Source organism: Stenotrophomonas sp. STEN014 (assembly GCF_056760315.1).
Map to the genome: position 1 here is coordinate 107687 of NZ_JBRREN010000003.1, position 23048 is coordinate 130734.

General features: G+C 68.9%; 20 protein-coding genes. 9 read left to right on the forward strand and 11 right to left on the reverse strand.

The window, feature by feature from the left end; translation table 11 throughout:
* Positions 1 to 48: 48 nt before the first annotated feature.
* The gene (locus ACVOMC_RS05475) at positions 49 to 2244 is read right to left on the reverse strand and encodes a primosomal protein N' (RefSeq protein WP_481523133.1); all 2196 of its coding nucleotides are present in this window, start codon (positions 2242 to 2244) and stop codon (positions 49 to 51) included.
* A 422-nt stretch (positions 2245 to 2666) separates the two neighbouring features.
* Between ACVOMC_RS05475 and ACVOMC_RS05480 the strand changes: the two genes are divergently transcribed.
* The 4 genes from ACVOMC_RS05480 to sppA all read left to right on the forward strand — a co-directional run bounded on the left by ACVOMC_RS05480 (position 2667) and on the right by sppA (position 7706).
* Entirely contained in the window at positions 2667 to 3665 is a 999-nt protein-coding gene (locus ACVOMC_RS05480) for a hypothetical protein (RefSeq protein WP_481523134.1), read from the forward strand.
* Positions 3652 to 4218, forward strand: a complete 567-nt coding sequence (locus tag ACVOMC_RS05485) for a DUF3106 domain-containing protein (RefSeq protein WP_481523135.1) — start codon at positions 3652 to 3654, stop codon at positions 4216 to 4218. Before ACVOMC_RS05480 ends, ACVOMC_RS05485 begins: the two co-directional genes overlap by 14 nt.
* Before the next feature lie 146 nt (positions 4219 to 4364).
* Positions 4365 to 5729 (forward strand): MATE family efflux transporter, encoded by a 1365-nt coding sequence (locus tag ACVOMC_RS05490; protein WP_481523136.1) that lies wholly within the window; start codon positions 4365 to 4367, stop codon positions 5727 to 5729.
* 69 nt (positions 5730 to 5798) lie between these two features.
* Positions 5799 to 7706, forward strand: coding sequence for a signal peptide peptidase SppA (gene sppA / locus ACVOMC_RS05495; protein WP_481523137.1), 1908 nt, complete (start codon positions 5799 to 5801; stop codon positions 7704 to 7706).
* Positions 7707 to 7782: 76 nt separating this feature from the next.
* On the opposite strand, the gene ACVOMC_RS05500 is transcribed toward sppA, so the two are convergent.
* Positions 7783 to 8013 carry a hypothetical protein gene (locus ACVOMC_RS05500; protein ID WP_481523138.1) on the reverse strand — a complete coding sequence of 77 codons (231 nt, stop codon included), beginning with the start codon at positions 8011 to 8013 and terminating at the stop codon, positions 7783 to 7785.
* A 92-nt stretch (positions 8014 to 8105) separates the two neighbouring features.
* Between ACVOMC_RS05500 and ACVOMC_RS05505 the strand changes: the two genes are divergently transcribed.
* Positions 8106 to 8882 carry an SDR family oxidoreductase gene (locus ACVOMC_RS05505; protein WP_481523139.1) on the forward strand — a complete coding sequence of 259 codons (777 nt, stop codon included), beginning with the start codon at positions 8106 to 8108 and terminating at the stop codon, positions 8880 to 8882.
* Here ACVOMC_RS05505 and ACVOMC_RS05510 read toward each other — a convergent pair.
* From ACVOMC_RS05510 to ACVOMC_RS05550, 9 genes are all read right to left on the reverse strand, one after another.
* The gene (locus ACVOMC_RS05510) at positions 8870 to 9499 is read right to left on the reverse strand and encodes a DUF4124 domain-containing protein (RefSeq protein ID WP_481523140.1); all 630 of its coding nucleotides are present in this window, start codon (positions 9497 to 9499) and stop codon (positions 8870 to 8872) included. The genes ACVOMC_RS05505 and ACVOMC_RS05510 overlap by 13 nt on opposite strands.
* Positions 9496 to 10167: a DUF4124 domain-containing protein gene (locus tag ACVOMC_RS05515; RefSeq protein ID WP_481523141.1), complete on the reverse strand. Its 672-nt coding sequence runs from the start codon at positions 10165 to 10167 to the stop codon at positions 9496 to 9498. Before ACVOMC_RS05515 ends, ACVOMC_RS05510 begins: the two co-directional genes overlap by 4 nt.
* Before the next feature lie 52 nt (positions 10168 to 10219).
* Positions 10220 to 10780 (reverse strand): L-threonylcarbamoyladenylate synthase type 1 TsaC, encoded by a 561-nt coding sequence (gene tsaC / locus ACVOMC_RS05520; protein ID WP_481523142.1) that lies wholly within the window; start codon positions 10778 to 10780, stop codon positions 10220 to 10222.
* A gap of 135 nt (positions 10781 to 10915) precedes the next feature.
* A complete protein-coding gene (locus ACVOMC_RS05525; RefSeq protein WP_054659378.1) occupies positions 10916 to 13420 on the reverse strand; it encodes a DNA topoisomerase I in 2505 nt (834 codons plus the stop codon).
* Positions 13421 to 13612: 192 nt separating this feature from the next.
* The gene (locus ACVOMC_RS05530; protein WP_481523143.1) at positions 13613 to 14542 is read right to left on the reverse strand and encodes an RDD family protein; all 930 of its coding nucleotides are present in this window, start codon (positions 14540 to 14542) and stop codon (positions 13613 to 13615) included.
* 30 nt (positions 14543 to 14572) lie between these two features.
* Complete coding sequence (locus tag ACVOMC_RS05535) at positions 14573 to 15292, reverse strand: pilin (RefSeq protein ID WP_481523144.1); 720 nt, start codon at positions 15290 to 15292, stop codon at positions 14573 to 14575.
* A gap of 36 nt (positions 15293 to 15328) precedes the next feature.
* Entirely contained in the window at positions 15329 to 15802 is a 474-nt protein-coding gene (locus ACVOMC_RS05540) for a DUF494 family protein (protein ID WP_481523145.1), read from the reverse strand.
* A 44-nt stretch (positions 15803 to 15846) separates the two neighbouring features.
* Entirely contained in the window at positions 15847 to 16992 is a 1146-nt protein-coding gene (gene dprA / locus ACVOMC_RS05545; RefSeq protein ID WP_481523146.1) for a DNA-processing protein DprA, read from the reverse strand.
* A 72-nt stretch (positions 16993 to 17064) separates the two neighbouring features.
* Positions 17065 to 18192 (reverse strand): LysM peptidoglycan-binding domain-containing protein, encoded by a 1128-nt coding sequence (locus ACVOMC_RS05550; RefSeq protein ID WP_054660421.1) that lies wholly within the window; start codon positions 18190 to 18192, stop codon positions 17065 to 17067.
* Positions 18193 to 18323: 131 nt separating this feature from the next.
* On the opposite strand from ACVOMC_RS05550, the gene def reads away from it, so the two are divergent.
* The 4 genes from def (at position 18324) to ACVOMC_RS05570 (ending at position 22964) form a co-directional block, all read left to right on the forward strand.
* On the forward strand, positions 18324 to 18839 hold the full coding sequence (gene def / locus ACVOMC_RS05555; protein ID WP_054660419.1) for a peptide deformylase: 516 nt from the start codon (positions 18324 to 18326) through the stop codon (positions 18837 to 18839).
* A 114-nt stretch (positions 18840 to 18953) separates the two neighbouring features.
* Positions 18954 to 19877: a methionyl-tRNA formyltransferase gene (gene fmt / locus ACVOMC_RS05560; RefSeq protein WP_481523147.1), complete on the forward strand. Its 924-nt coding sequence runs from the start codon at positions 18954 to 18956 to the stop codon at positions 19875 to 19877.
* A gap of 4 nt (positions 19878 to 19881) precedes the next feature.
* Complete coding sequence (gene rsmB, locus ACVOMC_RS05565) at positions 19882 to 21228, forward strand: 16S rRNA (cytosine(967)-C(5))-methyltransferase RsmB (RefSeq protein WP_481523148.1); 1347 nt, start codon at positions 19882 to 19884, stop codon at positions 21226 to 21228.
* A gap of 20 nt (positions 21229 to 21248) precedes the next feature.
* Positions 21249 to 22964, forward strand: coding sequence for an ArnT family glycosyltransferase (locus ACVOMC_RS05570; RefSeq protein WP_481523149.1), 1716 nt, complete (start codon positions 21249 to 21251; stop codon positions 22962 to 22964).
* Positions 22965 to 23048 lie beyond the last annotated feature (84 nt).

Sequence of the window (23048 nt, forward strand, 5' to 3'; positions counted from 1 at the left end):
GCGGCCTATGCGCCGGCTGATGTTGTCCGGGGTGCCGGCGGGCCGACGTCAGTAGAGATCCAGCGGGTCCACATCCAGCGACCAGCGCACGCGCCGCGCCTGCGGCAGGGCGTACACCTGCGCCATCAGCGCATCGAGCAGGCCATGCAAGGGCCGCCGCTGTTCGGCTGACAGCAACAACTGCGTGCGCTGGAAACCGGCCCGGCGCGGCATCGGTGCCGGCATCGGTCCGAAGCGCTCGACCCCGTTGCCGGCCGCGATCAGGTTTCTTACCGCGGTGAGAAAGTCGTTGGCCTGTTCGACCTGTTTGGCTTCGGCGCGCAGCAGCGCCAGATGCGCGAACGGCGGGAAGCCGGCGGCTTCACGCTGGCCCAGTTCGGCCTCGGCAAAGGCGTGGTAGCCGCCGTTGACCAGCGTGTGCAGCAGCGCGTTGTCCGGGTGGTGGGTCTGCAGCCAGACCTCGCCGGTACGTTCGGCGCGGCCGGCGCGGCCGGCGACCTGGATCAGCTGCTGGGCCAGTTTTTCGCTGGCGCGGAAATCGGCCGAGAACAGCCCCTCGTCGATGCCCACCACCACCACCAGCGTGAGTTTGGGAAGATCGTGGCCCTTGGCCAGGATCTGTGTGCCGACCAGGATGCCGGGTTGATCGCCGAGCGTGGCCAGGGTCTGCTCCAGCGCATCGCGGCGCGCGGTGGTGCTGCGGTCGATGCGCAGCACCGGGTGATCGGGAAACAGCTGCAGCAGCCGTTCTTCCAGCCGCTCGGTACCGATGCCCTGGGGCTGCAGCGCCAGGCTGGCGCAATCCGGGCAGGCCAGCGGCACGGGCGCCCGCGCGCCGCAGTGATGGCATTGCAGGCGGCGGCCAGCGCCATGCACCGTCATCGGCGTGCTGTGCAGCGGTGTGCTGCAGCGCTTGCACGGCGCGGTCCAGCCGCAGTCGTGGCACAGCAGTACCGGCGCGTAACCGCGGCGGTTCTTGAACACCAGCACCTGGTTGCCGGCCTGCAGATGCTGGCCGATCCCGGCGATCACCTCCGGCGCCAATCCATCCTGCAGCGGGCGCTTGCGCACATCGAACACGCGCACGCCCGGCGGCTTGGCATCGCCGGCGCGCTGCTGCAGGCGCAGGTGGGTATAGCGGCCGCTGCGCGCGTTGTGCAGCGATTCCAGCGACGGCGTGGCGCTGCCCAGCACCACCGGCACCTCCAGCGCCTTGCCGCGGACCAGGGCGAAATCGCGGGCTTGGTAGCGGATGCCGTCCTGCTGCTTGTAGCTGCCGTCGTGCTCTTCGTCGATGACGATCAGCCCGGCCTGCGGCAGCGGGGTGAACACCGCCGAGCGGGTGCCGACGATCACCCGCGCCTCGCCGCGGCTGGCCGCCGCCCACACCCGCGCGCGCTCGTTGTCGTTCAGGCCCGAATGCAGCGCGTGCACGGGGATGCCCAGGCGGCTGCGGAAACGGTGCAGCGTCTGCGGGGTCAGGCCGATCTCCGGCACCAGCACCAGTGCCTGCTTGCCTTGCGCCAGGCACTGGGCGATGGCCTGCAGGTAGACCTCGGTCTTGCCACTGCCGGTCACCCCGTCCAGCAGGAACGGCTGGAAACCGTCGGCGGCGTTGATCGCCTCGATCGCCTCCTGCTGCTGGGCATTGGGGGTCGGGCCGGGCTGCGTGTTGGGCTGCGGGATCAGGGCCGCAACCTCGATCCGCTCGGCGAAGCCGCGCTTGAGCAAGGCCCGCGCGGCGCTGCGCCAGTCTTCCAGCTGGTCGTCGAGCAGGTCCTCGTTGACCGCGCCGGCCTGCAGCAGCGTGGCCAGCCGTTGCGGGCGGGTATCACGGCGCAGTGCGCCTAAGCCGGCGATGCCATCCTGGGTCAGCTGCCAGGCCCAGCCGTGGGTATCGGCCAGTGGTTCGCCGCGGCGCAGCGGCGCCGGCAGCGCGGTGGCGATCACCTCGCCCAGTGGCGCATGGGTGTAGCGCGCCAGCCAGTGCAGCGAGCGGGCCAGTTCCCCGGCCAGCAGCGGCGCCGGATCCAGCCACGCCAGTGCCGGGCGCAGGGCGGCCGGATCCTCGGCCTGGCCGACGCCCTCGACCACCCCGACCAGCTCGCGCGGGCCGAACGGTACCCGCACCCGGCGGCCGACATCGCCGTCGGAGGGGACGGGACTGTTTTCCGGCGGCAGGTAATCGAACAGTTGCGGCAGCGGCACCGGCAGGGCGATGCGCAGGGTAGGGCAGGCGGGCATGGGCCCAGTTTAGCCGTTGCCGGGCAGGGGGCCGGTTCTGTTCACTTGGGTGAAAGTGCTCCGGACCAATTCATAAATGGCACGTAAACACAGGCCGTACTTGGGGATTTCCGCTTATCCACATTTATTGTGGATAACTCTGTGGGTGAGCCGGGTGCTCCACGCGCTCAAGCCGATGGGTCAAGCCTTCCGCTTAACTTGGTCAAAAAATAGCCACATAAAATAGTCTTTCAAAATCAAATACTTGTTCGTGAAACAAAAGCTAAACCCGGTCCTGGCCCAGCCCGGGCGGGAAAATCACCGCAGCGTATTGACGCTGTGCACAAGTTGCGGCAGGGCGGTCGGCGGCGGTGCTGCCGGCATGCTGGCCACGGCGGTGGCGCAGGTGCGCTGGGTATCATGCGCAGGATGATGGAGTTCACATGATGGCCGCACCCGCCCCCCTGTCCCCGGCCGCCGCCAATGCGCTGGCGGCGTTTTTGCGTGGCGTCGAGCGGCGTGCGCTGGTGGTGGCGCAATTGCAGGCCGGTGACGACGCCGTGGCCGCCCGCGCGGTGGCCGTGGCGATGCGTGCCTTTGCGGGCCATGCCGCCGATCTGCCCATGGTGGACTGGCCGGCGCGGTTCTGGGGGTTGCTGTGCAGCACCCCCCAGCTGCTGGCGCCGCCCGCGGGCGGGCAGTGGCCGGTGCCGCTGCGTCACCTCCAGCAGCTGGCCGCGGCCGACCGGCTGGCGCTGCTGCTGCGTATCGGTGCCGGGCTGGACGAGGCGATCGCCGCACCGGTGCTGGGAGTGTCGATCGAGGCCTACCGGCAGGCGCTGGCCGGGGCCTGCCCGCTCGATGCCGGCGGCTATCCCGATGCTGCCGGTTGGCGCGCGCTGGCCGAACAGGTCCAGACCCAGGTGCGCGACCTGGCAGCGGCCCGGGTGCTGCAGCTGGAACAGCTGCGCGAATCGCTGACCGGCGACGCGCCGGTGGCCAAACCGGCCGCCGCGACCGCTGCGCCGATGACCCGCCCGCGCGCGGCCACCGCGCGCAAGCCGCGTCCACGCTGGAGCTGGCGCACCTGGCTGCTGCTGTGTCTGCCGTTGCTGCTGCTGGTGGTGGTGGCGCTGTGGGCCTGGCGGGGTGGCCCGCGCGGCGCGGCGGCTGCGGCGCCGGCCGATGGCGTGTTGACCGACAACGGCCCGGTCCAGGTTGAAGCCCTGGACGATGACAGTACTCCGGCCCCGCCGGCGTCCGACGTTCCTGCCGCCGATGCGGCGATGCTGGCCGATCCGGAGCTGGCACTGGCCCGCGAGGCCGACTTCCATGCCTGGGTGGCTGCCGGCGGCCCGTTGCCGGTGGACGAATCGCAGCCGCAACCAAGCCGCCCGGAACCGGCCACCGCCGCCCTTGAGACGGTCGATGCGGAAAACTGAGCGAGTGCTGCTGGGCTGTCTGCTGTGGTTGCCGCTGGCCGTGGCCGCCGCGCCCCCGCCTGGCTTGCCTGGCCTGCCGCCGGCCGCACCACCGGCGCCAAGGACCGATCCGGCCGCCGGCTGGTCGGCGCTGGTCCCTGCGCAGCAGCGTGACCTGCGCGCGCGCTATGCCGCGTGGCGGGCGTTGCCGGAAAGCGAGCACCAGCGCATCCGCCAGGCCGCCGCGCGCGTGGCCGCTTTGTCCGCCGCCGAGCGCGACGCCTTGCGCGCGCGTTTTGCCGGTCAGGACCAGTTGCATCGCGACGGCTGGCGGCTGGGCCCGCAACTGGGCGCGCTGTATCCCAAACTGCAGCCGCTGCTGGGCTACGTGCCGGCCGAGCAGCGTGAGCCGCTGCTCACCCTGTTGCGGCAGCTCGACCCCGAGCAGCTGGCGCAGCTGACCCTGATCGCCCAGCGCACCCCGCCGCAGGACCGCGCTGAACTGCGCGCGCAGCTGCTGGGGGTGTCGGCGGCCGGCCGCGGCGCGTGGTTGCGCGAGAAAGTCGGTCACTGAACCGGCCGGTGCGGCCCGCCAGTTGATCCGTTGTTCATGGCCCGGCGCCCCGGATTGCGGCCGGCGCATGTAAAATGCGCGGCTTCCGCGACCCGGCACCTGTGCGCTTTCCGCGCCGGCCGCAGTCCGCGTCTGTCCTGTTCCTTATGTCTACCGCCACCGCCACGCCGCGCTTCCTCGACGAAGTGCGGACGACCGGTCTGCTTGCGTTGCCGCTGGTTCTGGGCCATGTCTCGACCGGTCTGATCGCTTTCGTTGACAACACCATCGCCGGCCACCACGGCACCGACACCTTTGCCGCGGTCAGTATCGGTACCGCGCTGCTGTGGCTGCCGATGCTGGTGCCGATCGGCACCCTGATCTCGCTCACCGCCTCGGTCTCGCAACTAAACGGTGCCGGCCGCGCGCGTGAAATCGGCCCGCTGTTCCGCCAGGCGCTGTGGCTGGGCGTGGGCCTGAGTGCGCTGATGTTCGTGTTCCTGAGCGGGGTGCCGGCATTCCTGCCGGCGTTCGGGATTGCCGCGGATATCGTGCCCGGGGCCACCGGTTTCCTGCATGCCATCCGCTGGGGTGTGCCGGCATTGACGCTGTATTTCTGCATGCGCTACCTCAGTGAAGGCATGCATTGGACCTTGCCGACCATGCTGATCGGCTTCGGCGGCCTGCTGGTGCTGGGGCCACTGGGTTACGCGTTGTGCAACGGCAAGGCCGGCTTCCCGGAGCTGGGCGCCGCAGGCCTGGGCATCGCCTCGGCCGTGACCATGTGGGTGCAGGCGCTGGCCTTCGCCAGCTACCTGGCCCTGACCCGGCGGTTCGCACACCTCGGGCTGTTCACGCACTTCGAGCTGCCGCGCATGGCCGCGATCTGGGACCTGTTGCGTACCGGTCTGCCGATCGGCATCACCGTGTTGATGGAAGGCGGTCTGTTCATCATCACCGCGCTGCTGATCGGCCGCATCGGCGCCACCGAGGCCAGCGCCCACCAGATCGCGATCAACGTGGCGCAGCTGTGCTTCATGATTCCGATGGGGGTGGCCGAGGCCACCACGGTGCGGGTCGGCCATGCGGTGGGCAGCAATGATCCGCTGGGGGTGCGCCGGGCCACCTGGGCCGGCTACGCCATCGTGCTGGTGACCCAGCTGGTGTCGATCAGCGCCCTGCTGCTTGGCCATGACGCGGTGGTGGGCCTGTATACCGACGACCTGGCGGTGGCGGCCTTGGCGTCGACCTTGCTGCTGTACGCGGCAACGTTCCAGATCCCCGACGGCATCCAGGTGCTCTCGGCCGGCGCGCTGCGCGGGTTGAAGGACACCCGAGTGCCGATGTTCATCGCCATGTTCGCCTACTGGGGCGTGGGCATGCCGGTCGGTGCCGGCCTGGGCCTGGGTCTGGGCTGGGGTCCGCAGGGCATGTGGGTCGGCCTGATTATCGGTCTGACCGTGGCCGCGCTGCTGCTGGGCTGGCGGCTGCGGATCAGCAGCCGGCGGCTGCTCGTCCGTGCGACACCCTGACTTGAAGCCCATGCCCGGCGCCGCCGGTTGTGGGTATCCTGCTTTGCAACAAGCCCCTCTGGAGCGTTCATGAATCCCCCCCCGATTCCGCGTCGCAACCCCATCGCCAGCTTCTTCATCGGGCTGTGGGATGTGATGAATTTCACCCGCCGGTTGATCCTCAACCTGGTGTTCTTCGGTCTGCTGTTGCTGGTGCTGATGGTGTTCGTGGCGGCGCTGGGCATGAGCGCGTCTTCGGCCAAGGTCCTGCACGAACGCACCACGCTGGTGATCGCCCCCGAGGGCCGGCTGGTGGAGCAGTACAGCACCGATCCGGTCAGCCGCGCGCTGGGCAAGGCGCTGGGCGATACCGGCGCCGAGGAGATCCAGCTGCGTGACCTGATCCGCGGCATCGAGGCGGCCAGGGACGACAAGAAGATCGAGCGGGTGGTGCTGAATCTGGACAAGCTCCAGCCCAGCGGCTTCGCCTCGATGCGCGAGGTCGCCGCGGCGCTACAGGAGCTGCGTGCGGCCAACAAACAGGTGGTGGCCTTCAGCGAAAACCTCAACCAGTCGCAGTACCTGCTGGCCGCGCAGGCCGACGAGATCTATCTGGACCCGATGGGCGGGCTGCTGCTGGAAGGCCTGGGCCGCTACCGCCAGTATTTCCGCACCGGCCTGCAGGACAAGCTGGGCGTGGACGTGCACCTGTTCAAGGTCGGCCAGTTCAAGTCCGCCGCCGAACCCTATGTGCTCGATGCTGCCTCGCCGCAGGCCAAGGAAGCGGACCTGTTCTGGATGAACGATGTGTGGCAGCGCTACCTGGCCGACATCGCCACCGCGCGCAAGCTTGACCCCGCGCAGCTGGCCGCCGGCATCGACACGCTGCCCGAAGGCATCGCCGCGGCCGAGGGCGACCTGGCCCGGTTCGCCCTGCAGCAGAAGCTGGTGGACGGGCTGAAGACCCGCGAGGAAGTCGAGGCGCTGCTGACCGAGCGCGGGGTGGCCGACAGCGATGCCGACGGCGGCTATCGCCAGATCGCGCTGGCCGACTATCTGACCCAGATCGACGCCCTCCGCTCGCCGATGGATTCGCGTCCGCAGGTCGCGGTGATCGTGGCCGAAGGCGAGATCGCCGGCGGCGACCTGCCGGCCGGGCGTATCGGCGGGGTGTCGACCTCGGCGCTGCTGCGCGAGGCGCGCGACGATGAGGACGTCAAGGCGGTGGTGCTGCGGGTCGATTCGCCCGGCGGTGAGGTGTTCGCCTCCGAGCAGATCCGCCGCGAAGTGGATGCGCTCAAGGCCGCCGGCAAGCCGGTGGTGGTGTCGATGGGCGATCTGGCCGCGTCCGGCGGTTACTGGATCAGCATGAACGCCGATCGCATCTATGCCGACGAATCCACCATCACCGGCTCGATCGGCATTTTCGGCATGATCCCGAACCTGACCCGCAGCCTGGACAAGATCGGCGTGCATACCGACGGCGTGGGCACCACCCGCTTCGCCGGCGCGTTCGACATCACCCGGCCGATGGACCCGGCGGTGGGCCAGGTGATCCAGTCGGTGATCAACAAGGGCTATGCCGACTTCACCGGCAAGGTCGCGCAGGCGCGCAACAAGAGCGTCGAAGCGGTGGACGAAGTGGCCCAGGGCCGCGTGTGGAGCGGGGCGCAGGCCAAGGAGCGCGGTCTGGTCGACGCCTTCGGTGGGCTCAAGGCCGCCGTGGCCGATGCCGCCACCCGCGCCAAGCTGGGCGAGTCCGGCAAGTACCGGGTGCGCTACATCGAAAAGGCCGCCACTCCGTTCGCGCAGTTCATGACCGGCTTTGCCGGCAGCCGCGCCGGGGCCTGGATGCTGGCCGATTCGGGTATCGCGCGGATGATGCTGGCCAAGCAGATGCCGGAGCTGGACACCCAGCTGCGCTTTGTCGAAGACGCGGTCAAAGACCGCAACGGTGCGCCGGTGAAGTCGCTGGCCTACTGTTTCTGCGGCCTGTGACCGGCCGCGCCTGATCCAACCGGGCCGCGCGGGCGGCCCCCTGGATGACCCCAGACGCCGCCCTTTCCGGGCGGCGTTACGGTTTGCGGGTATCGGCGCCGGCCGCATCCAGCGCGGCGCGCTGCGCCTTGGCGGCCTCATCCACGGCGGTCTGTGCGGCCTTGGCCTGTTCCAGCGGCTTGGCGATGGCCTCGCGCAGCGCGGTGGCTTGCGGCTCGGGAGGGCGTTCGGTGTCCGGTGGCTGCGGCTTGCCACAGGCCGAAAGAGCCGCTGTCGCCAGCAGCAGGATCAGCGCGGGAAATTTCATGGGCCGGCTCCGTGGATGACAGCGGCTATCCTAGCGCTATCGCCCAGGCGCGCCGTTTGTGGCGCTGCAGCGGCAACCACGAGGAGAACAGGGTGAACCCGCAACGCTGGCGACTGGATGGACAAACTGCCCTGGTGACCGGCGCCAGTGCCGGCATCGGCCTGGCGATCGCGCGCGAGCTGCTGGGGCTGGGCGCCGACGTGCTGATCGTCGGCCGCGATGCCGATGCGCTGGAAACCGTGCGTGATGAACTGGCCGACACCTTTCCCGATCGCGAGATCCATGCGCTGGCGGCTGATGTTTCCAGCGACGAGGACCGCCACGAGATCCTGGACTGGGTCGAAGACCACAGCGACGGCCTGCACTTGCTGGTCAACAACGCTGGCGGCAACGTCACCCGCGCGGCCAACGACTATTCCGAACAGGAGTGGCGCGGCATCTTCGAGACCAACCTGTTCTCGGCCTTCGAGCTGTGCCGTTACGCGCATCCGCTGCTGACCCGGCACGCGTCTTCGGCCATCGTCAATGTCGGCAGCGTGTCGGGCATCACCCATGTGCGCAGCGGCGTGGTCTACGGCATGACCAAGGCCGCGCTGCAGCAGATGACCCGCAACCTGGCCTGCGAATGGGCCGAGGACGGCATCCGCGTGAACTCGGTGGCGCCGTGGTACATCCGCACCCGCCGCACCTCCGGGCCGCTGTCGGACCCGGACTACTACGAGGAGGTGATCGCGCGCACGCCGATGCGTCGGATCGGCGAACCGGAGGAGGTGGCCTCGGCGGTCGGCTTCCTGTGCCTGCCAGCGTCGAGCTATGTCACCGGTGAATGCATCGCGGTGGACGGCGGCTTCCTGCGTTACGGGTTCTGAGTGGCGCAGTCGCTGTTGTTGAGCAGTGACTGCAATCGCTGGTATTCCAGGCGCAGGGTTTCGGCCCGGGCCGAAGAGGCGAAACGCCATTCGGATTCGACATTCTTCACGCGTTGGCGCCAGCTCTCGCATAGCAATGCCGGCGCGACCGGCGTGCAGGTATCGCGGATCACTTCGCAGGCATCACCGGCGCCGGTGCCCGGATTGCCGTCCAGCCCGGTGACCCGCAGGCTGATGCAGCGCGCTGGGGGCTCGCCGGTTTCGCTCAGGTAGCTGTCACCTTCGCGGGTGCGGCACTGGAACAGCGCCGGCAGCGGAACCGGTGCCTTTACCGCCACGGGCGCCGGTCCCGGCGACAGGGCGGCTTCGACCGCGGCTGGCGCTGTGGGAGCCGCAGCGGGCATCAGCCGTGGCAGCGCCGATACCGGCGCGGGCGGCGGTAGTGCCGGCGTCTCGGGCGCCTGCATCACTTTGCGGGTCTGCTGCATGCCCTTGGGGCACGGCATGTTCTGCACGGTCAGCGCGCCCCTGGCATCGGTGCAGCGGTAGAACACGACATCCGCGGCATGCAGGGGGCCGGCGGCCAGCAGCAATGCGCCCAGCAGCCAGCGCGTCATGCGCCGCCGCAATCCTGATCCAGCCGCGCCTCGATGCCGCGCTGCTCGCGCACCAGCTGCTGGCGCTCGCTCTGCAGGGCGCTGTTGTAGCGGCGGACCAGTTCCCAGCGGCGGTCTTTCAGGCGCGCGCAGACTTCCTGCGGCGGCAGCGCATGGCAGCGGTCGCGCACCAGGGTCGAACCCAGCGGCACGATCGCACCGCCCGGGTGGGGCCGGTGGTGCCCGCTGCCCGGAGTCGGGCCTGGACCTGGACCTCGCGGGCGCGGCCCATGTCCGGGATGCGGCATCCGGCCGAAGCCCCAGACCGGCACCCAGCGTGGATTGCCCTCGTTGCTGTCGCTGGTGTAACGCTCGCCCTCGGCGGTGACGCATTCGTACATCGGCTGCGGCGGCTGCACGGTGACCACCCGCACCTCACGCTCGATGACCGGCGCAGGGGCGCGCTGGAGGGGCTCTGCCGGCCGCGGCGGCGGGTCCTTGGGGCGTTGCATGTCCCGTACCTGCTGCTGGCGTGCGCCGCCGCAGGGGGCGTCCTGCAGCGACACCGCGCCGTTGGCAGCCACGCAGCGGTAGATGCGCACGTTGTCGGTCACCGCGGGCGGATCGGCCGCGCGGGCCATCGCGGCCGATGCGGTCAGGGCGCACAGCAGGAGCAGACGCGGGGACATTCCGCCATAGTGCCGCGTGGTGGCGCCGGCGCAAGCCCCGGGCACGGCGCGGTCAGTCGCGCAGCACCTGGCCGGTGGCGGCGACGCGGATGCGGGTGGGCTGGGCCAGGCCGCCGGTGGCGCCATCGAGCAGGCCATCGAGCTGGGCCAGCAGCGCCGGATCCAGCTGTTCACGGCTGCGGGCCGGCGGGGCACCGGCCAGGTTGGCGCTGGTGGACACCAGCGGCCCGCCCCAGGCGGTGCACAGCGCCTGCACCAGCGGGTGGGCGCTGACCCTTACCGCGATGCCGGTGTGCTGCCCGGTGATCCAGCGCGGCGCACGTGGGCCGGCCGGGACGATCCAGGTGTTGGCGCCGGGCCAGCTCTCCAGCACCGCCTGGCGGCGCTCGCCGGCCAGGGCCTCCAGCCGCACCCAGCCCTCGAGCTGGGCCGGATCGGCGGCCACCAGGATCATGCCCTTCTCGACCGGGCGCTGCTTCAGCGCCAGCAGCTTCAGCACCGCCGTCTCGTTGGCCGGATCGCAGCCCAGGCCCCAGACCGCTTCGGTCGGGTAGGCGATCACCGCACCGGCCTGCAATGCCGGGACGACGGTTTCCAGATCCAGTTCAATCATGCTCAGCACCGTTGGACGCGCCGCGCGGGACTGCGCGGGCGCTTGCGAGGGGGCCGCAGACAACAAGGCCGCCCATGGGCGGCCTCATGCGGAACAGCGATTATCCGCCTGCCGCGCGGGCAGGGGAAATCCCGGTCAGAACGGCGGGGCGTCGTCGACGGCCGTCGCCTTCACCGTCTTCTTGGCGACGGTTTTCTTGGTGGCTTTCTTGGCCGCGGTCTTCTTGGTGGCGGCTTTTTTGCTCGCCGCCTTCTTGGCCGGGGCCTTCTTTGCGGCGGTCTTCTTCGGCGCCGCCTCCTTCTTGACCGCGGTCTTCTTGGCGGCGGTCTTCTTGCCGAAGCCCTTGCGTACCGGCTTGCCGGTTTCGGCCATCAGCTGCTCGACCTCGGCCAGGGTCAGCGAGGCCGGCTCGCGGTCCTTGGGAATCTTGCCGTTGAGCTTGCCGTCGCTGATGTACGGGCCGAAACGGCCGTTGAGCACCTGGATCTCCGAGCCCTCGAACTCCTTGATGATGCGGTTGCGCGCGATCTCTTCCTTCTCCTCGATCAGGAAGATGGCGCGGGCCAGATCGATCTTGTACGGGTCGTCTTCCTTGGTCAGCGAGGCGTAGGTGCTGCCGCGCTTGGCGAACGGACCGAAGCGGCCGATGCCGACGGTGACTTCCTCGCCGTTGGCGTCGGCGCCCAGCTTGCGCGGCATGTCGAACAGCTTCAGCGCATCTTCCAGCGAGATCGAATAGATGCTCTGGCCCGGCTGCAGCGAGGCGAACTTGGGTTTGTCCTCGTCATCGACCGTGCCGATCTGCACCATCGGCCCGAACCGGCCGATACGCGCGCTGACTTCCTTGCCGCTGGCCGGGTCCACGCCCAGCACACGGGCGCTGCCGGCGTCGGTGCGGTCCAGCGATTCGCTCTTGTCGCTGACCAGCTCCTTGAACGGGCCCCAGAAGCGCTCCATCAGCGGCACCCACTCCTCTTCGCCGCGCGACACCGCATCGAGCTCGTCCTCGAGCTTGGCGGTGAAGTCGTAATCGACGTAGCGGGTGAAGTGGCTGGACAGGAACTTGCTGACCGCGCGGCCGACGTCGGTCGGCTTGAAGCTGCGACCTTCCATCTCGGTGTACTTGCGGAACAGCAGGGTCTGGATGATCGAGGCGTAGGTCGACGGACGGCCGATACCGTATTCCTCCAGCGCCTTGACCAGTGCCGCTTCGGTGAAACGCGGCGGCGGCTGGGTGAAGTGCTGGTCGGCGACGATGCGGTCCAGCGGCACGCGGTCGCCGGGCTTCATCGCCGGGAGCTTGCGGCCTTCGTCCTCGTCCTCGGCGTTCTTGCTGTCCTTGCCTTCCTCGTACACGGCCAGGAAGCCGGGCACCACCACGGTGGTGCCGCTGGCGCGGAACACGTGCTCGCTGCCGGCGGCCAGGTCGACGCTGACGGTGTTCAAGATGGCCGGAATCATCTGGCTGGCGACGGCGCGTTTCCAGATCAGCTCGTACAGCTTGCGCTCGTCATCGGTCAGGTACTTGCCGACCTGCGCCGGCGTGCGCAACGCCGAGGTCGGGCGTACGGCTTCGTGGGCTTCCTGGGCGTTCTTGGATTTGGTGGTGTAGGTGTTGGGCTTGTCCGGCAACGATCGGGTGCCGTAGTCGCGGGCGATCACGTCGCGGATCTCGGCCAGCGCGTCCTGCGACAGGCTCACCGAGTCGGTACGCATATAGGAGATCAGGCCGACCGTGCCTTCATCGCCGATGGCCACGCCTTCATACAGCTTCTGCGCCACCTGCATGGTCTTGCGGGTGGTGAAGCCGAGCTTGCGCGAGGCTTCCTGCTGCAGCGTGGAGGTGGTGAACGGCGCGGCCGGGCGGCGCTTGCGCTCCTTGCTGGCCACGTCGGTGACGTGCAGCGCGCCCTGCGCGGCCTGCTGGATGCGCAGCCGCGCGGCTTCGGCGGTATCACCGTCGGTGACGGTGAACTGCTCGAACTTCTGTCCGTCCAGCTTGACCAGGCGGGCGTTGAAGGGCTGCGAGGGATGCGCGCAGGCCGCTTCGATACTCCAGTACTCGCGGGCGATGAAGGCTTCGATCTCCTCCTCGCGCTCGACGATCATGCGCAGCGCCGGGCTCTGCACCCGGCCGGCGGACAGGCCGCGCTGCACCTTGCGCCACAGCACCGGGGAGAGGTTGAAGCCGACCAGGTAATCCAGTGCGCGACGCGCCTGCTGCGCATCGACCAGATCGCCGGCGATGGCGCGCGGCTGGGTCATGGCCTCCTTGATCGCCCGTGGGGTGATCTCGGTGAACACCACCCGCTGCATCGGCTTGCCTTCGGCCAGCCCGCGCTCTTTCAGGATCTCGGCGATATGCCAGCTGATCGCCTCGCCCTCGCGATCCGGGTCGGTCGCCAGGAAGATGTCGTCGGCGCCCTTGGCGGCCTTGGCGATGGCTTCCACGTGCTTCTGGTTCTTTTCGATCAGGTCGTAGCGCATGGCGAAGCCGTTGTCCGGATCGACCGCGCCCTCTTTGGGAACCAGGTCCCGCACATGCCCATACGAGGCCAGGACGGTGAAGTCCTTGCCGAGGTATTTGTTGATCGTCTTGGCCTTGGCCGGCGATTCGACGATGAGCAGGTGCTTGGGCATATCAATACTTTCTTGGGGGGAGAGCGCCCCTGATCGGGGGCGCTAGGGTGGCGCAATCGCCTGCGTTAGTGAAGCGCTGCGGCCGTTCTGGATAGATTGACGCCCGGGCAGGGGCCCGGGCGTTCAGCTTTCTTCCTTATTAGAGGAATCATGCCGGACCGGCCGCTGTCAAGCGCGCCGGCGGCACGGACCTCAACTGAACTGGCTGGCGGCGATGCCGATCATGGCCAGCAGGGCGACGATAATGACCGCCATCAGCAGCCCGAAAATCGACAGGATCACGATGGTGACGGTGCCCAGGCCGCGCTGCTGCCATTCCGGATGGTCGGTGAAGGCCCATTTGTCCACCACCAGGGTGTCGCAGATCATGTCGTGCAGACCCTGCTTGCGCTCGGTGAAGGCGGCCATCACAAAGCCGATGCACAGGATCAGGCCGCTGAGCATGGCCGCGAAGTAGCGGCCGATACCACGGGCGATGCTGATGCGCTCACCGTCCGTGCGCACCACCTTGATGCCCACGGCCATCTTGCCCAGCGTGGCCTTGCCGGCCGAGGCGTGGAAGCCGGCGTAATAGGCGGCAGCCAGGGCGATGGACAGCACGTTGGTCAGCAGCTGGATCATGATGAAACCGGCGCCCATCGCGTCGCTGCCCCCGCCGATGCCGGCCATGCCCAGACCCAGCACCATGCCGATGACCATCGCGATCACGCCGCCGACCATGCCCACGATCACGCTGTCGATGCAGTAGGCGGCCACCCGCTTCCAGAAGCCGGCGTAGACCACTTCGCCGCCGCCAACCACCGTGCCATCGCCCGGCGAGATGCTGGCCGGTGCGGTGTAGGGGGAATGGGTCTCGTCGGCTTTCTGCAGCGAAATCGGCGTGGCGGCGGTGCCGTTCTCGATGGCCACGTAGTCCGCGCGCAGGTCGATACCTGGGCTGGCCTTTTCGATCAGCTGCAGCTCCTCGGCCATGGCCGACAGGGGCTGCCACTGGTCCATGCCCTCACGCCAGACCAGCGTGGACAGGTCCAGTTCGTTCTGGCGGAATTTTCCGCGCAGGATCCCGGCCTCCACCGGACCGTGCCTCTCGCGCTGCGCATCGGCGTAATACCACTGGCTCATCGTGTTCCCCCCGTAAATGAATGGTGTGTCTCAGCTGCGGCAGTGTAGCGGCAGAAACCTGTCGTCCACGTCCGAGCTGCACTGCCATGTCCGGGCGCCGGTGTCGTAGTCCAGCCACAGTGCCTTGCCATCGAGCTGCGGACTACCGGGCTCCCGCAACTGCGCTTCCAGCCCGCAATGGCCGTTGTCGAAGCGGCCGATGCGCACGCTGGCGATGGCGTCCTGGGCATAGCTGCCGGGCGTCCGGAAACCCTCATCGTCGTTCACCGGGCAACGCCCGTTGTGCTGCACGAAATCGCTGATTTCAATCTTCAGTGGCGCCAGTTGCCCCAGGGCCAGGCTGGCTTTGGCGCGCAGCGTGTAGGACTGGTACGCAGGCAGCGCGATGGCGGCAAGGATGCCGACGATCGCCACCAGAATGACACCGCCCACCGCGGCGATGATGCCGGCGATGGCGCAGCCGGACAGGCCCGGCTTGACTGCCGGGGCGGGCGCGGGCGCGGGCGCGCTCCCCGCCGGTGTCTGCTGAAGCGGTGGTGGCAACGGTGGGGCGGCTGTCGGCGCGGCGATCACATCGTGCAGGCCCAGTTCGGCGGCATAGCGTTGCAGCGGCTGCCAGTCGCCGGCACCTTCGCGCCACAGCAGCGTATCGGCCGCGATACGGCCGGAGCGGAACAGTTCGACGATGTTGTCATCGGTCAGCGGACCGCGCCGTTCGCGGTTGCCTTCGGCGTAGAACCACTGGCTCACGGGGATGTCCTCATGCGTCCTTGCAGGCCGCGCGGCTCAATGCAGGGGTTCGGGTTCGTCGATGAACATCTGGGTTTCCATCCAGGCGTAGGCCGCTTCGGCCCCGGGCTGGTTGAACAGCACCATCAGCACGACCCACTTGAGGTCGTCCAGGTCCAGTTCGTCCTGGTCCAGCGCCATTGCACGGTCCAGCACCAGCTCACGCTGGTCTGCATCCAGGATCCGGTGATGCTCCAGGAACAGCAGGAAACCCCGGCAGTCCACGTCCAGCTTGTCCAGCTCGGGGCCATGGAACACGCGTACCGGCCAGTCGACCCGCGGCTGCGCCACGGCCGGGCGCTGCTCGGCCAGGGCGTCGAGCCAGTCGAAGGCCTTGTTGATCTCGGTGGGGCTGAATCCGGCCTGGATCAGGCCGTGCTGCAGCGAATCGCGGTCCCGGATGAGATCGGCATCCTCGCTGAAATAGTGTTCAAACAGGTACAGCAGGACGTCCAGAATACTCTCTTTCATTGCCCCTCGGCCTGCGCCAGTGGCGCTGTGGAGGTGAAGGAACTTCAGGTGCGGGTGTAGCGGCCGTGCGCCGACGACACGCTTCCTTCCAGTTCCATGACCAGCAGCATGGAGGACAGGCTGGCGGCCGTCAATCCAGTGCGCTCGATCAGTGAATCCATACCGGTTGGGTCAAACCCCAGTGCATTCCACAATCGCTGGTAGTTGATGTCCGGCAGGTCGGGTGCCGGCGCAGAACCTGCCGGCGCCTCTGCAATGGGGGCCGCCAGGCGCATTTGCAAGCCGGCGGCCAGTTCTCCGGCCAGATTAGCCACGCCTTCGAGGATATCCTGCGGTTGTGTCACCAGAATGGCGCCGTCGCGGATCAGGCGGTGGCAGCCGGCGGCCATGGGATTGTGCAGCGAGCCGGGCAGTGCGAAGACCTCGCGCCCGGCCTCGCTGGCCAGGCGTGCGGTGATCAGTGCACCGGAGCGTTCGGTCGCCTCGATGACGACCGTGCCCAGGCTCAGCCCCGCCAGCAGCCGGTTGCGGGCCGGGAAATGGCCGGTCCGCGGCGGGGTGCCGGGCGGATATTCACTGACCACGGCGCCGTGCTCGGCTACCTGCTGCTGCAACTGTCGATGATGGCGCGGGTAGCTGATGTCGGCGCCGGTGCCGATCACCGCAAACGTCTTGCCGTTGCAGGCCAACGTGGCACGGTGGGCGGCCGCGTCCACTCCGGCGGCCAGCCCGCTGGCGATGGTCAGGCCGGAGCTGGCCAGGGCCTGGGCGAAATCGCGCGCATGATCGCGCCCGCCGGCACTGGGGTTGCGGCTGCCGACGATGGCGATGGCCGGTTGCCACAGGGTGGTCGGGTCCCCATCGACAAACAGTGCCAGCGCCGGATGCGGACTGGCGCGCAGCAGTGGCGGGTAGTCGGGATCGTTGCAACCGAGCAGATGATGGTGGGGCTGTTGCAGCCACGCCTGCGCGCGTACCAGGGTGTCGTGATCGGGATGGGCCAGTGACTGGCATTGGGCGGGTGTGCAGCCGGCCTCACGCCATGCGGCGGCACCGGCGGCCAGGGCTGCTTCGGCACTGCTGAAATGTGACAGCAGCGTGCGCCGCGGTTGATGGGGACCGCCGGCCAGCACCAGTCGCAACAGCGCTTCGGTAAACGGGGGAGGTCTGGCTTGGGAGGCATCGTCCATCGGCCGAGCCTGACCCGCAAACAGCGACGGCGCCCTCGGGCGCCGTCGCTTTGTCGCGTAGGGTTTTGCCGCTTACTGCGCGTCGGGGTGCTTGAGCTCGTAACCGACGCGGGCCTGCCGGGTGCCTTCCATCACCAGCGCGTAGCTGACCTTGTCGAAGGTGCGGAACACCATTGCGTGGGCGGCATATTCGTCCGGCAACGAGACACGGCTGCCGCCGGCCTTGAGCGCATCGTCCGCGCGCGAGGTGGACTTGCTGCCTGTCACACGGTCGTTGATGTGACTGCCATTGCGCCAGATCGAGAACACCGTGCCATTGTCGATGCCATCACGCGCCCCGCCGGAGATGGCGATGACATCGCGCGGACCGCCGGAGGTGAAGGTGTCGGCCACTGCCAGCACGCGCAGATGGCCTGGCGCTGCGGCACTGGCCGGGGCGTGCGGAACGAACTGCAGGTCGTACGGGTTGGCCTGCACCGGCACGATGCGGTCACCGGCACGGACTTCGCGCCCGCTGTCTTCCAGCTTCAGGGTGGACGCCTGGACGCCGCCGCTGGCGACCTGGGTCAGTGTGCCAACGTTGACCTGGGCCAGTTCGTAGCCGAGGAACTCGCTGCGGTCACCGGTGGCCACGTAGTTCTTCCACAGGTTGCCGCTGCCGGGAACGGTATCGCCGCGGGCGTCCAGATCGTCGGTGGGCTTGGGCTGGCCGAAGCGCACGGTCGGGCGGACCACCGCGTAGCGCTGGCCCGGCTGGGCGTCCTGCAGGCCCAGTACATAGGCGTTCTGGCCGGCGCTGGCGCGCAGGCGGTTTTCTTCCAGGCCGACGACATAGGGCAGCTCCTTGAAGCTGTCCACAACGGTCAGGTTCTTCAGGAACGGCTCAACGTCCGCCAGCGGGATCGCGTTGATCGGTGCTTCCTGGCGCGGGCCGGGCTGGGCGGTGACGCGGTCCAGGTAGGCCAGGCTCAGCACGTCGCCCGGATAGATCAGGTGCGGATTCTTGACCTGCGGGTTGGCCTGCCAGATTTCCGGCCAAAGCCACGGCTTTGTCAGGAAACGTGCAGAGATGTCCCACAGCGTGTCGCCCTTCTTCACCACATAGGTGTCAGGGTGCGCGCCGTTCATATCCACGGCGACGGCGTACGTCGTGACGGTCAGCAGCGCCACGGCGGCGACCGTACGGAATTGTTTCAACATGGTTGCGATCTGCCTGATTCCCCAACAGGTTGCGGCACTATAGTGCAGAAACGGGGGCGCCGGGCAAGCGCAGGCGTTAGAATTGAGACATCTTGCCGAATTGATGCGGCATCCCCATATCCGGTATCACCATGGCCCTTCTGCCCATTCTCGAATTCCCCGATCCGCGGCTGCGTACCAAGGCGGCTCCCGTCGATGCTGCCGAAGTGACCACGCCGGTCTTCCAGCAGCTGCTCGATGACATGTTCCAGACCATGTACGAGGCGCCGGGCATCGGCCTGGCGGCCAGCCAGGTGGACGTGCACAAGCGCTTCATGGTCATCGACACCAGCGAGGAGCGCAACACGCCGATGGTGTTCATCAATCCGCAGATCGTCAGTGCCAGCGAAGGCGGCCGCGTCTACCAGGAAGGCTGCCTGTCAGTGCCCGGTATCTATGCCGATGTGACCCGCGCCGACAGCATCGTGGTGCGTTTTATCGACCGCGACGGCAAGCAGCAGGAGCTGGTCGCCGACGATCTGCTGGCCACCTGCATCCAGCACGAGATGGATCATCTGGACGGCAAGCTGTTCATCGATTACCTCTCGCCGCTCAAGCGCGAGATGGTGCGCAAGAAACTGGCCAAACAGCGCAAGCACGTGGCCTGAGTCCAGTGGTGACCCGGATGTGTCCGGGTTGCCCGTGGCGGGAGCCGTAGCCGGATCCCGCGATGCACGGCGCCGCCCTCCGGCGCCGTTGTTCTTTCCGGGAGTGGGATTGCCATGAGAATCGTTTTTGCCGGTACGCCGGAGTTCGCCGTCGCCTCGCTGGGAGCGGCCGCGCGCCAGCACGAAGTGGTGGCGGTCTACACCCAGCCCGACCGCCCGGCCGGGCGCGGCCGCGGGCTGATGCCCTCGCCAGTCAAGCTCGACGCCATCGCCCGCGGCATCCCGGTATTCCAGCCGGAAACCCTGAAAACCGCCGAAGCCCAGACGCAGCTGCGCGCGCTGCAGCCGGATCTGATGGTCGTGGTCGCCTACGGGTTGATCCTGCCCAAGGCGGTGCTGGCCATTCCCACCCACGGCTGCTGGAACGTGCATGCCTCGCTGCTGCCGCGCTGGCGCGGTGCCGCGCCGATCCAGCGCGCGATCCAGGCCGGCGATGCCGAAACCGGCGTGTGCCTGATGCAGATGGAGGCCGGGCTGGACACCGGCCCGGTGCTGCTGCGCCAGCACACCCCGATCAACGACACCGATACCGGCGGCCAGCTGCATGACCGGCTGGCGCAGCTGGGCGCGCAGGTGCTGGCCGATGGCCTGGGCCTGCTGCGCGCCGGCCTCAAACCGATCCCGCAGGTGCAGCCGGCCGAAGGCGTCACCTACGCGCACAAGCTGGACAAGGCCGAGGCCAGGCTGGACTGGGACCAGGACGCGCAAGCGCTGGCGCGCACGGTGCGCGCGTTCAATCCGTGGCCGATCGCCGAGGCCGTGCTGGCGGGTGAACGTGTGCGTATCCACGGCGCGGTGGCCATCGCCCACAACCACGGCAAGGCGCCGGGTACGGTGATCGGCGCGGCGCGTGAGGGTATCGACATCGCCTGCGGCCAGGGCGCGTTGCGCCTGCGCGTGGTGCAGCGCGAGGGCGGCAAGGCGATCACCGCGGCGGACTATCTCAACGCCCGTCGTGACCTGCGGATCGAGGGCTGAGCCGATGGCGGGTGCGACTTCCACGCCGTGGGGCAACAAGACCGCCACCGCGCAACCCGGGGTGCAGACCCGCGCGTTGGCGGCCAAGGTGCTGGCCGCGGTGATCGGCAAGGGCCGTTCGCTCAAGGCTGAGCTCGGCGCGGCGCTACCCAAGCTGGAGGACGGCCGCGACCGCGCCTTGCTGGAGGCGATCTGCTTTGCCGCATTGCGCCGGCGCACGGTCTACGACCAGGCGTTGCAGCAGTGGCTGCAGAAGCCGCTGGGCCCGCGCGATGCGGATCTGCGCGCGGTGCTGATGGCCGGGTTCGCGCAGCTGGATGTGCTCCAGCTGCCGGCACACGCGGCGCTGTCGGCGACGGTGGACGCGGCGCGCGCGCTGGGGCGCGAGCGCCAGGCCGGGATGGTCAACGCGCTGCTGCGTCGCGCCCAGCGCGAGGGTTTTGCCGACGCGCGGGCCGAGGATGCGTGGCCATCGTGGCTGCTGGCCCGGGTCCGCGAGGACTGGCCGCAGCAGGCCGACATGATCCTCAACGAGAGCCTGCAGCCGGCACCGCTGTGGTTGCGCGTCAATGGCCAGCAGCACAGCCGTGAGGCCTATCTGGCGCTGCTGGAGGCGGCCGGCATCGAGGCGTTTGGCGGACCCTTGTCGGCACACCCGGTACGGGTGGCGGGCGCGGTGGCGGTGGGCCGTCTGCCCGGCTTCGCACAGGGGGCCGTATCGGTACAGGACCTGTCCGCGCAGCAGGTGGCCGATGCCTTGCGGCCGGCGGCAGGGGCGCGGGTGCTCGATGCCTGCGCCGCACCGGGCGGCAAGTCGGCGCATCTGCTGGAGCGTGATCCTGGCCTGCAGCTGCTGGCGCTGGATGTGGATGCGCGGCGGTTGTCGCGCATCGGCGAGACCTTCGCCCGCACCGGGGTCGGTGCCCGCGCGAAGATCCAGGCCGCCGACGCGGCCGATACCGCCGGCTGGTGGGACGGGCAGCCGTTCGATGCGGTACTGCTGGATGCGCCGTGCTCGGCCACCGGCATCATCCGCCGCCAGCCGGACGTGCTGCTGCACCGCCGGCCCGATGACATCACCGCGCTGGTGGCGCTGCAGGCGCGCCTGCTCGATGCGCTGTGGCCGGTGCTGCGCCCGGGCGGGGTGCTGCTGTATTCGACCTGCTCGATCCTGCGGCAGGAGAACCAGCAGCAGGTGGCCCGGTTCCTGGCGCGCACGCCCGATGCGCGGATCGAGGCGTTGCCGGAAGGCTTCGGCCATGCAGTGGATGGCACCCGCCAGCGCCTGCCGGGCGAGCACGGCGGTGACGGTTTCTTCTATGCGCGGCTGGTGAAAACCGCCTTGACCTGAGGTCCCTATCATCGCCCTCCATGGGCGATGGGCGGGCACGGCGCGAATTCTGGTGGTTGGCGGTGACGGCCCTGCTGGTGCTCGGCGCCGGCATCGGCCTGCGTGACCCGTGGCCGTCGGACGAACCGCGCTTTGCCCTGGTCGCCAGACAGATGGTGGAAAGCGGCCAGTGGCTGTTTCCGCAGCGCGGCACCGAGTTGTATTCGGACAAGCCGCCGATACTGATGTGGCTGCAGGCGGCCGTCTACCTGCTGGTGCGGGACTGGCGCATCGCCTTCCTGCTGCCGTCGCTGCTGGCCGCGCTGGCCACCCTGGCCTGCGTGTACGACCTCGGCCGGCGGCTGTGGACGCGTCGGGTCGGCCTGTATGCGGCGTGGCTGCTGCTGTTCACCGTGCAGTTCACCTTCCAGGCGCGCAAGGCGCAGATCGATCCGCTGCTGCTGTTCTTCATGACCTTGGCCAACTACGGCCTGCTGCGGCATCTGCTGCGCGGCCCGGACTGGCGGATGTGGATGCTGGGCTGGTTCGCCGCCGGGCTGGGCATGATCACCAAGGGCGTGGGCGTGCTGGCCTTGGCGCTGCTGGTGCCGGCGTTGTTCGCGGTGGTGCGCGGCTGGCAGGGCGTGGATCTGCGCTGGCGTGACCGGCGCATCTGGCTCGGGCCGCTGGCGTTTGTCGCCGCGCTGACGCTGTGGCTGGGGCCGCTGCTGGCGGGAGTGTGGCGCGCCGACGACCCGGCCTATTACCGCTACCTGCACGACATCCTTCTGCGGCAGACTGCCGGGCGCTATCTGGACTCCTGGGATCACCACAATCCGCCCTGGTACCACCTGGGGGTGATGCTGACATTGTGGTTGCCGGCGGTGCTGGCCCTGCCGTGGGCGCTGCCGGCGTGGCGGCGCCGGTTGCGGCGCGGTGATCCGCGCTACCTGCTGCCACTGGTCTGGTGGCTGCTGCTGTTGCTGTTTTTTTCCATTCCCAGCGGCAAGCGCGATGTCTACATCCTGCCGGCGCTGCCGATGGTCTGTCTGGCGCTGGCGCCGCTGCTGTCGGGTCTGCTGCGTCGGCGCGGCTTCCGCCGGCTGCTGCTGGGTTTCACCGCCGCGCTGATCTTGCTGTTGCTGGGCGCGGGCGGCAGCGTGTTGCTGGAGGCGGAGTCGGGCCGGTTGCAGGCGCTGATCGCCCGCCGTGCGCTGGCCGATGATGCGGTGCGGACACTGGGCTGGACGCTGCTGGCGATCGGAATGTGCGGGGCCGGTGGGCTGTTGCTGGCCGGTCGGAAATGGCCGGCGCGGGTGCTGGCCTGGCTGCTGGCGTTGATCTGGGTGCTGCAGGGGCTGCTGGTCAACCCGCTGCTCAACGACTCCAGCTCCGGCCGCGGGCTGATGCGCGAGGTCGGCCGGCGGCTGGGGCCCGATGCGGAACTGGGACTGGTGGCGTGGAAGGAACAGAACCTGCTGCTGGCCGACCGGCCGGCGCGCACCTTCGGCTTCAAGCGGCCGTGGGAACAGCAGCTGCAGGCGGCGGTGGCCTGGCAGGCGCGGCAGCCGCAGCGGCGCTGGCTGCTGGTGCAGGAGAAGGCGTTGCTGGATTGCATCGGGCGTGATCGCAGCGAGCGGGTGGGGACGCTCAGCGGTCGCGGCTGGTGGCTGGTGCCGGCCACGGCGATCGAAGGCCGCTGCATCGCCACGCCTGCGCAGCGGGAGCTGGCGCGCCGCGACCAGGGGCCGCCCTGAGGGGAAGCCAGCGCGCTGCCGGCTGGCTATCATTGGCGGTTGGAACGGTTCCTCGGACGGGAATTGGTTCAGTGCCCAGGACCC

Bases quoted from the DNA above. Each gene is read 5' to 3' on its own strand.
- ACVOMC_RS05500 (WP_481523138.1), bottom strand. From the start codon at position 8,013: ATGAAATTTCCCGCGCTGATCCTGCTGCTGGCGACAGCGGCTCTTTCG.
- ACVOMC_RS05510 (WP_481523140.1), bottom strand. From the start codon at position 9,499: ATGACGCGCTGGCTGCTGGGCGCATTGCTGCTGGCCGCCGGCCCCCTG.
- ACVOMC_RS05550 (WP_054660421.1), bottom strand. From the start codon at position 18,192: ATGTTGAAACAATTCCGTACGGTCGCCGCCGTGGCGCTGCTGACCGTC.
- tsaC (WP_481523142.1), bottom strand. From the start codon at position 10,780: ATGATTGAACTGGATCTGGAAACCGTCGTCCCGGCATTGCAGGCCGGT.
- rsmB (WP_481523148.1), top strand. From the start codon at position 19,882: ATGGCGGGTGCGACTTCCACGCCGTGGGGCAACAAGACCGCCACCGCG.
- def (WP_054660419.1), top strand. From the start codon at position 18,324: ATGGCCCTTCTGCCCATTCTCGAATTCCCCGATCCGCGGCTGCGTACC.
- ACVOMC_RS05485 (WP_481523135.1), top strand. From the start codon at position 3,652: ATGCGGAAAACTGAGCGAGTGCTGCTGGGCTGTCTGCTGTGGTTGCCG.
- fmt (WP_481523147.1), top strand. From the start codon at position 18,954: ATGAGAATCGTTTTTGCCGGTACGCCGGAGTTCGCCGTCGCCTCGCTG.
- ACVOMC_RS05540 (WP_481523145.1), bottom strand. From the start codon at position 15,802: ATGAAAGAGAGTATTCTGGACGTCCTGCTGTACCTGTTTGAACACTAT.
- dprA (WP_481523146.1), bottom strand. From the start codon at position 16,992: ATGGACGATGCCTCCCAAGCCAGACCTCCCCCGTTTACCGAAGCGCTG.
- ACVOMC_RS05490 (WP_481523136.1), top strand. From the start codon at position 4,365: ATGTCTACCGCCACCGCCACGCCGCGCTTCCTCGACGAAGTGCGGACG.
- ACVOMC_RS05480 (WP_481523134.1), top strand. From the start codon at position 2,667: ATGATGGCCGCACCCGCCCCCCTGTCCCCGGCCGCCGCCAATGCGCTG.
- sppA (WP_481523137.1), top strand. From the start codon at position 5,799: ATGAATCCCCCCCCGATTCCGCGTCGCAACCCCATCGCCAGCTTCTTC.
- ACVOMC_RS05515 (WP_481523141.1), bottom strand. From the start codon at position 10,167: ATGTCCCCGCGTCTGCTCCTGCTGTGCGCCCTGACCGCATCGGCCGCG.
- ACVOMC_RS05475 (WP_481523133.1), bottom strand. From the start codon at position 2,244: ATGCCCGCCTGCCCTACCCTGCGCATCGCCCTGCCGGTGCCGCTGCCG.
- ACVOMC_RS05570 (WP_481523149.1), top strand. From the start codon at position 21,249: ATGGGCGATGGGCGGGCACGGCGCGAATTCTGGTGGTTGGCGGTGACG.
- ACVOMC_RS05525 (WP_054659378.1), bottom strand. From the start codon at position 13,420: ATGCCCAAGCACCTGCTCATCGTCGAATCGCCGGCCAAGGCCAAGACG.
- ACVOMC_RS05530 (WP_481523143.1), bottom strand. From the start codon at position 14,542: ATGAGCCAGTGGTATTACGCCGATGCGCAGCGCGAGAGGCACGGTCCG.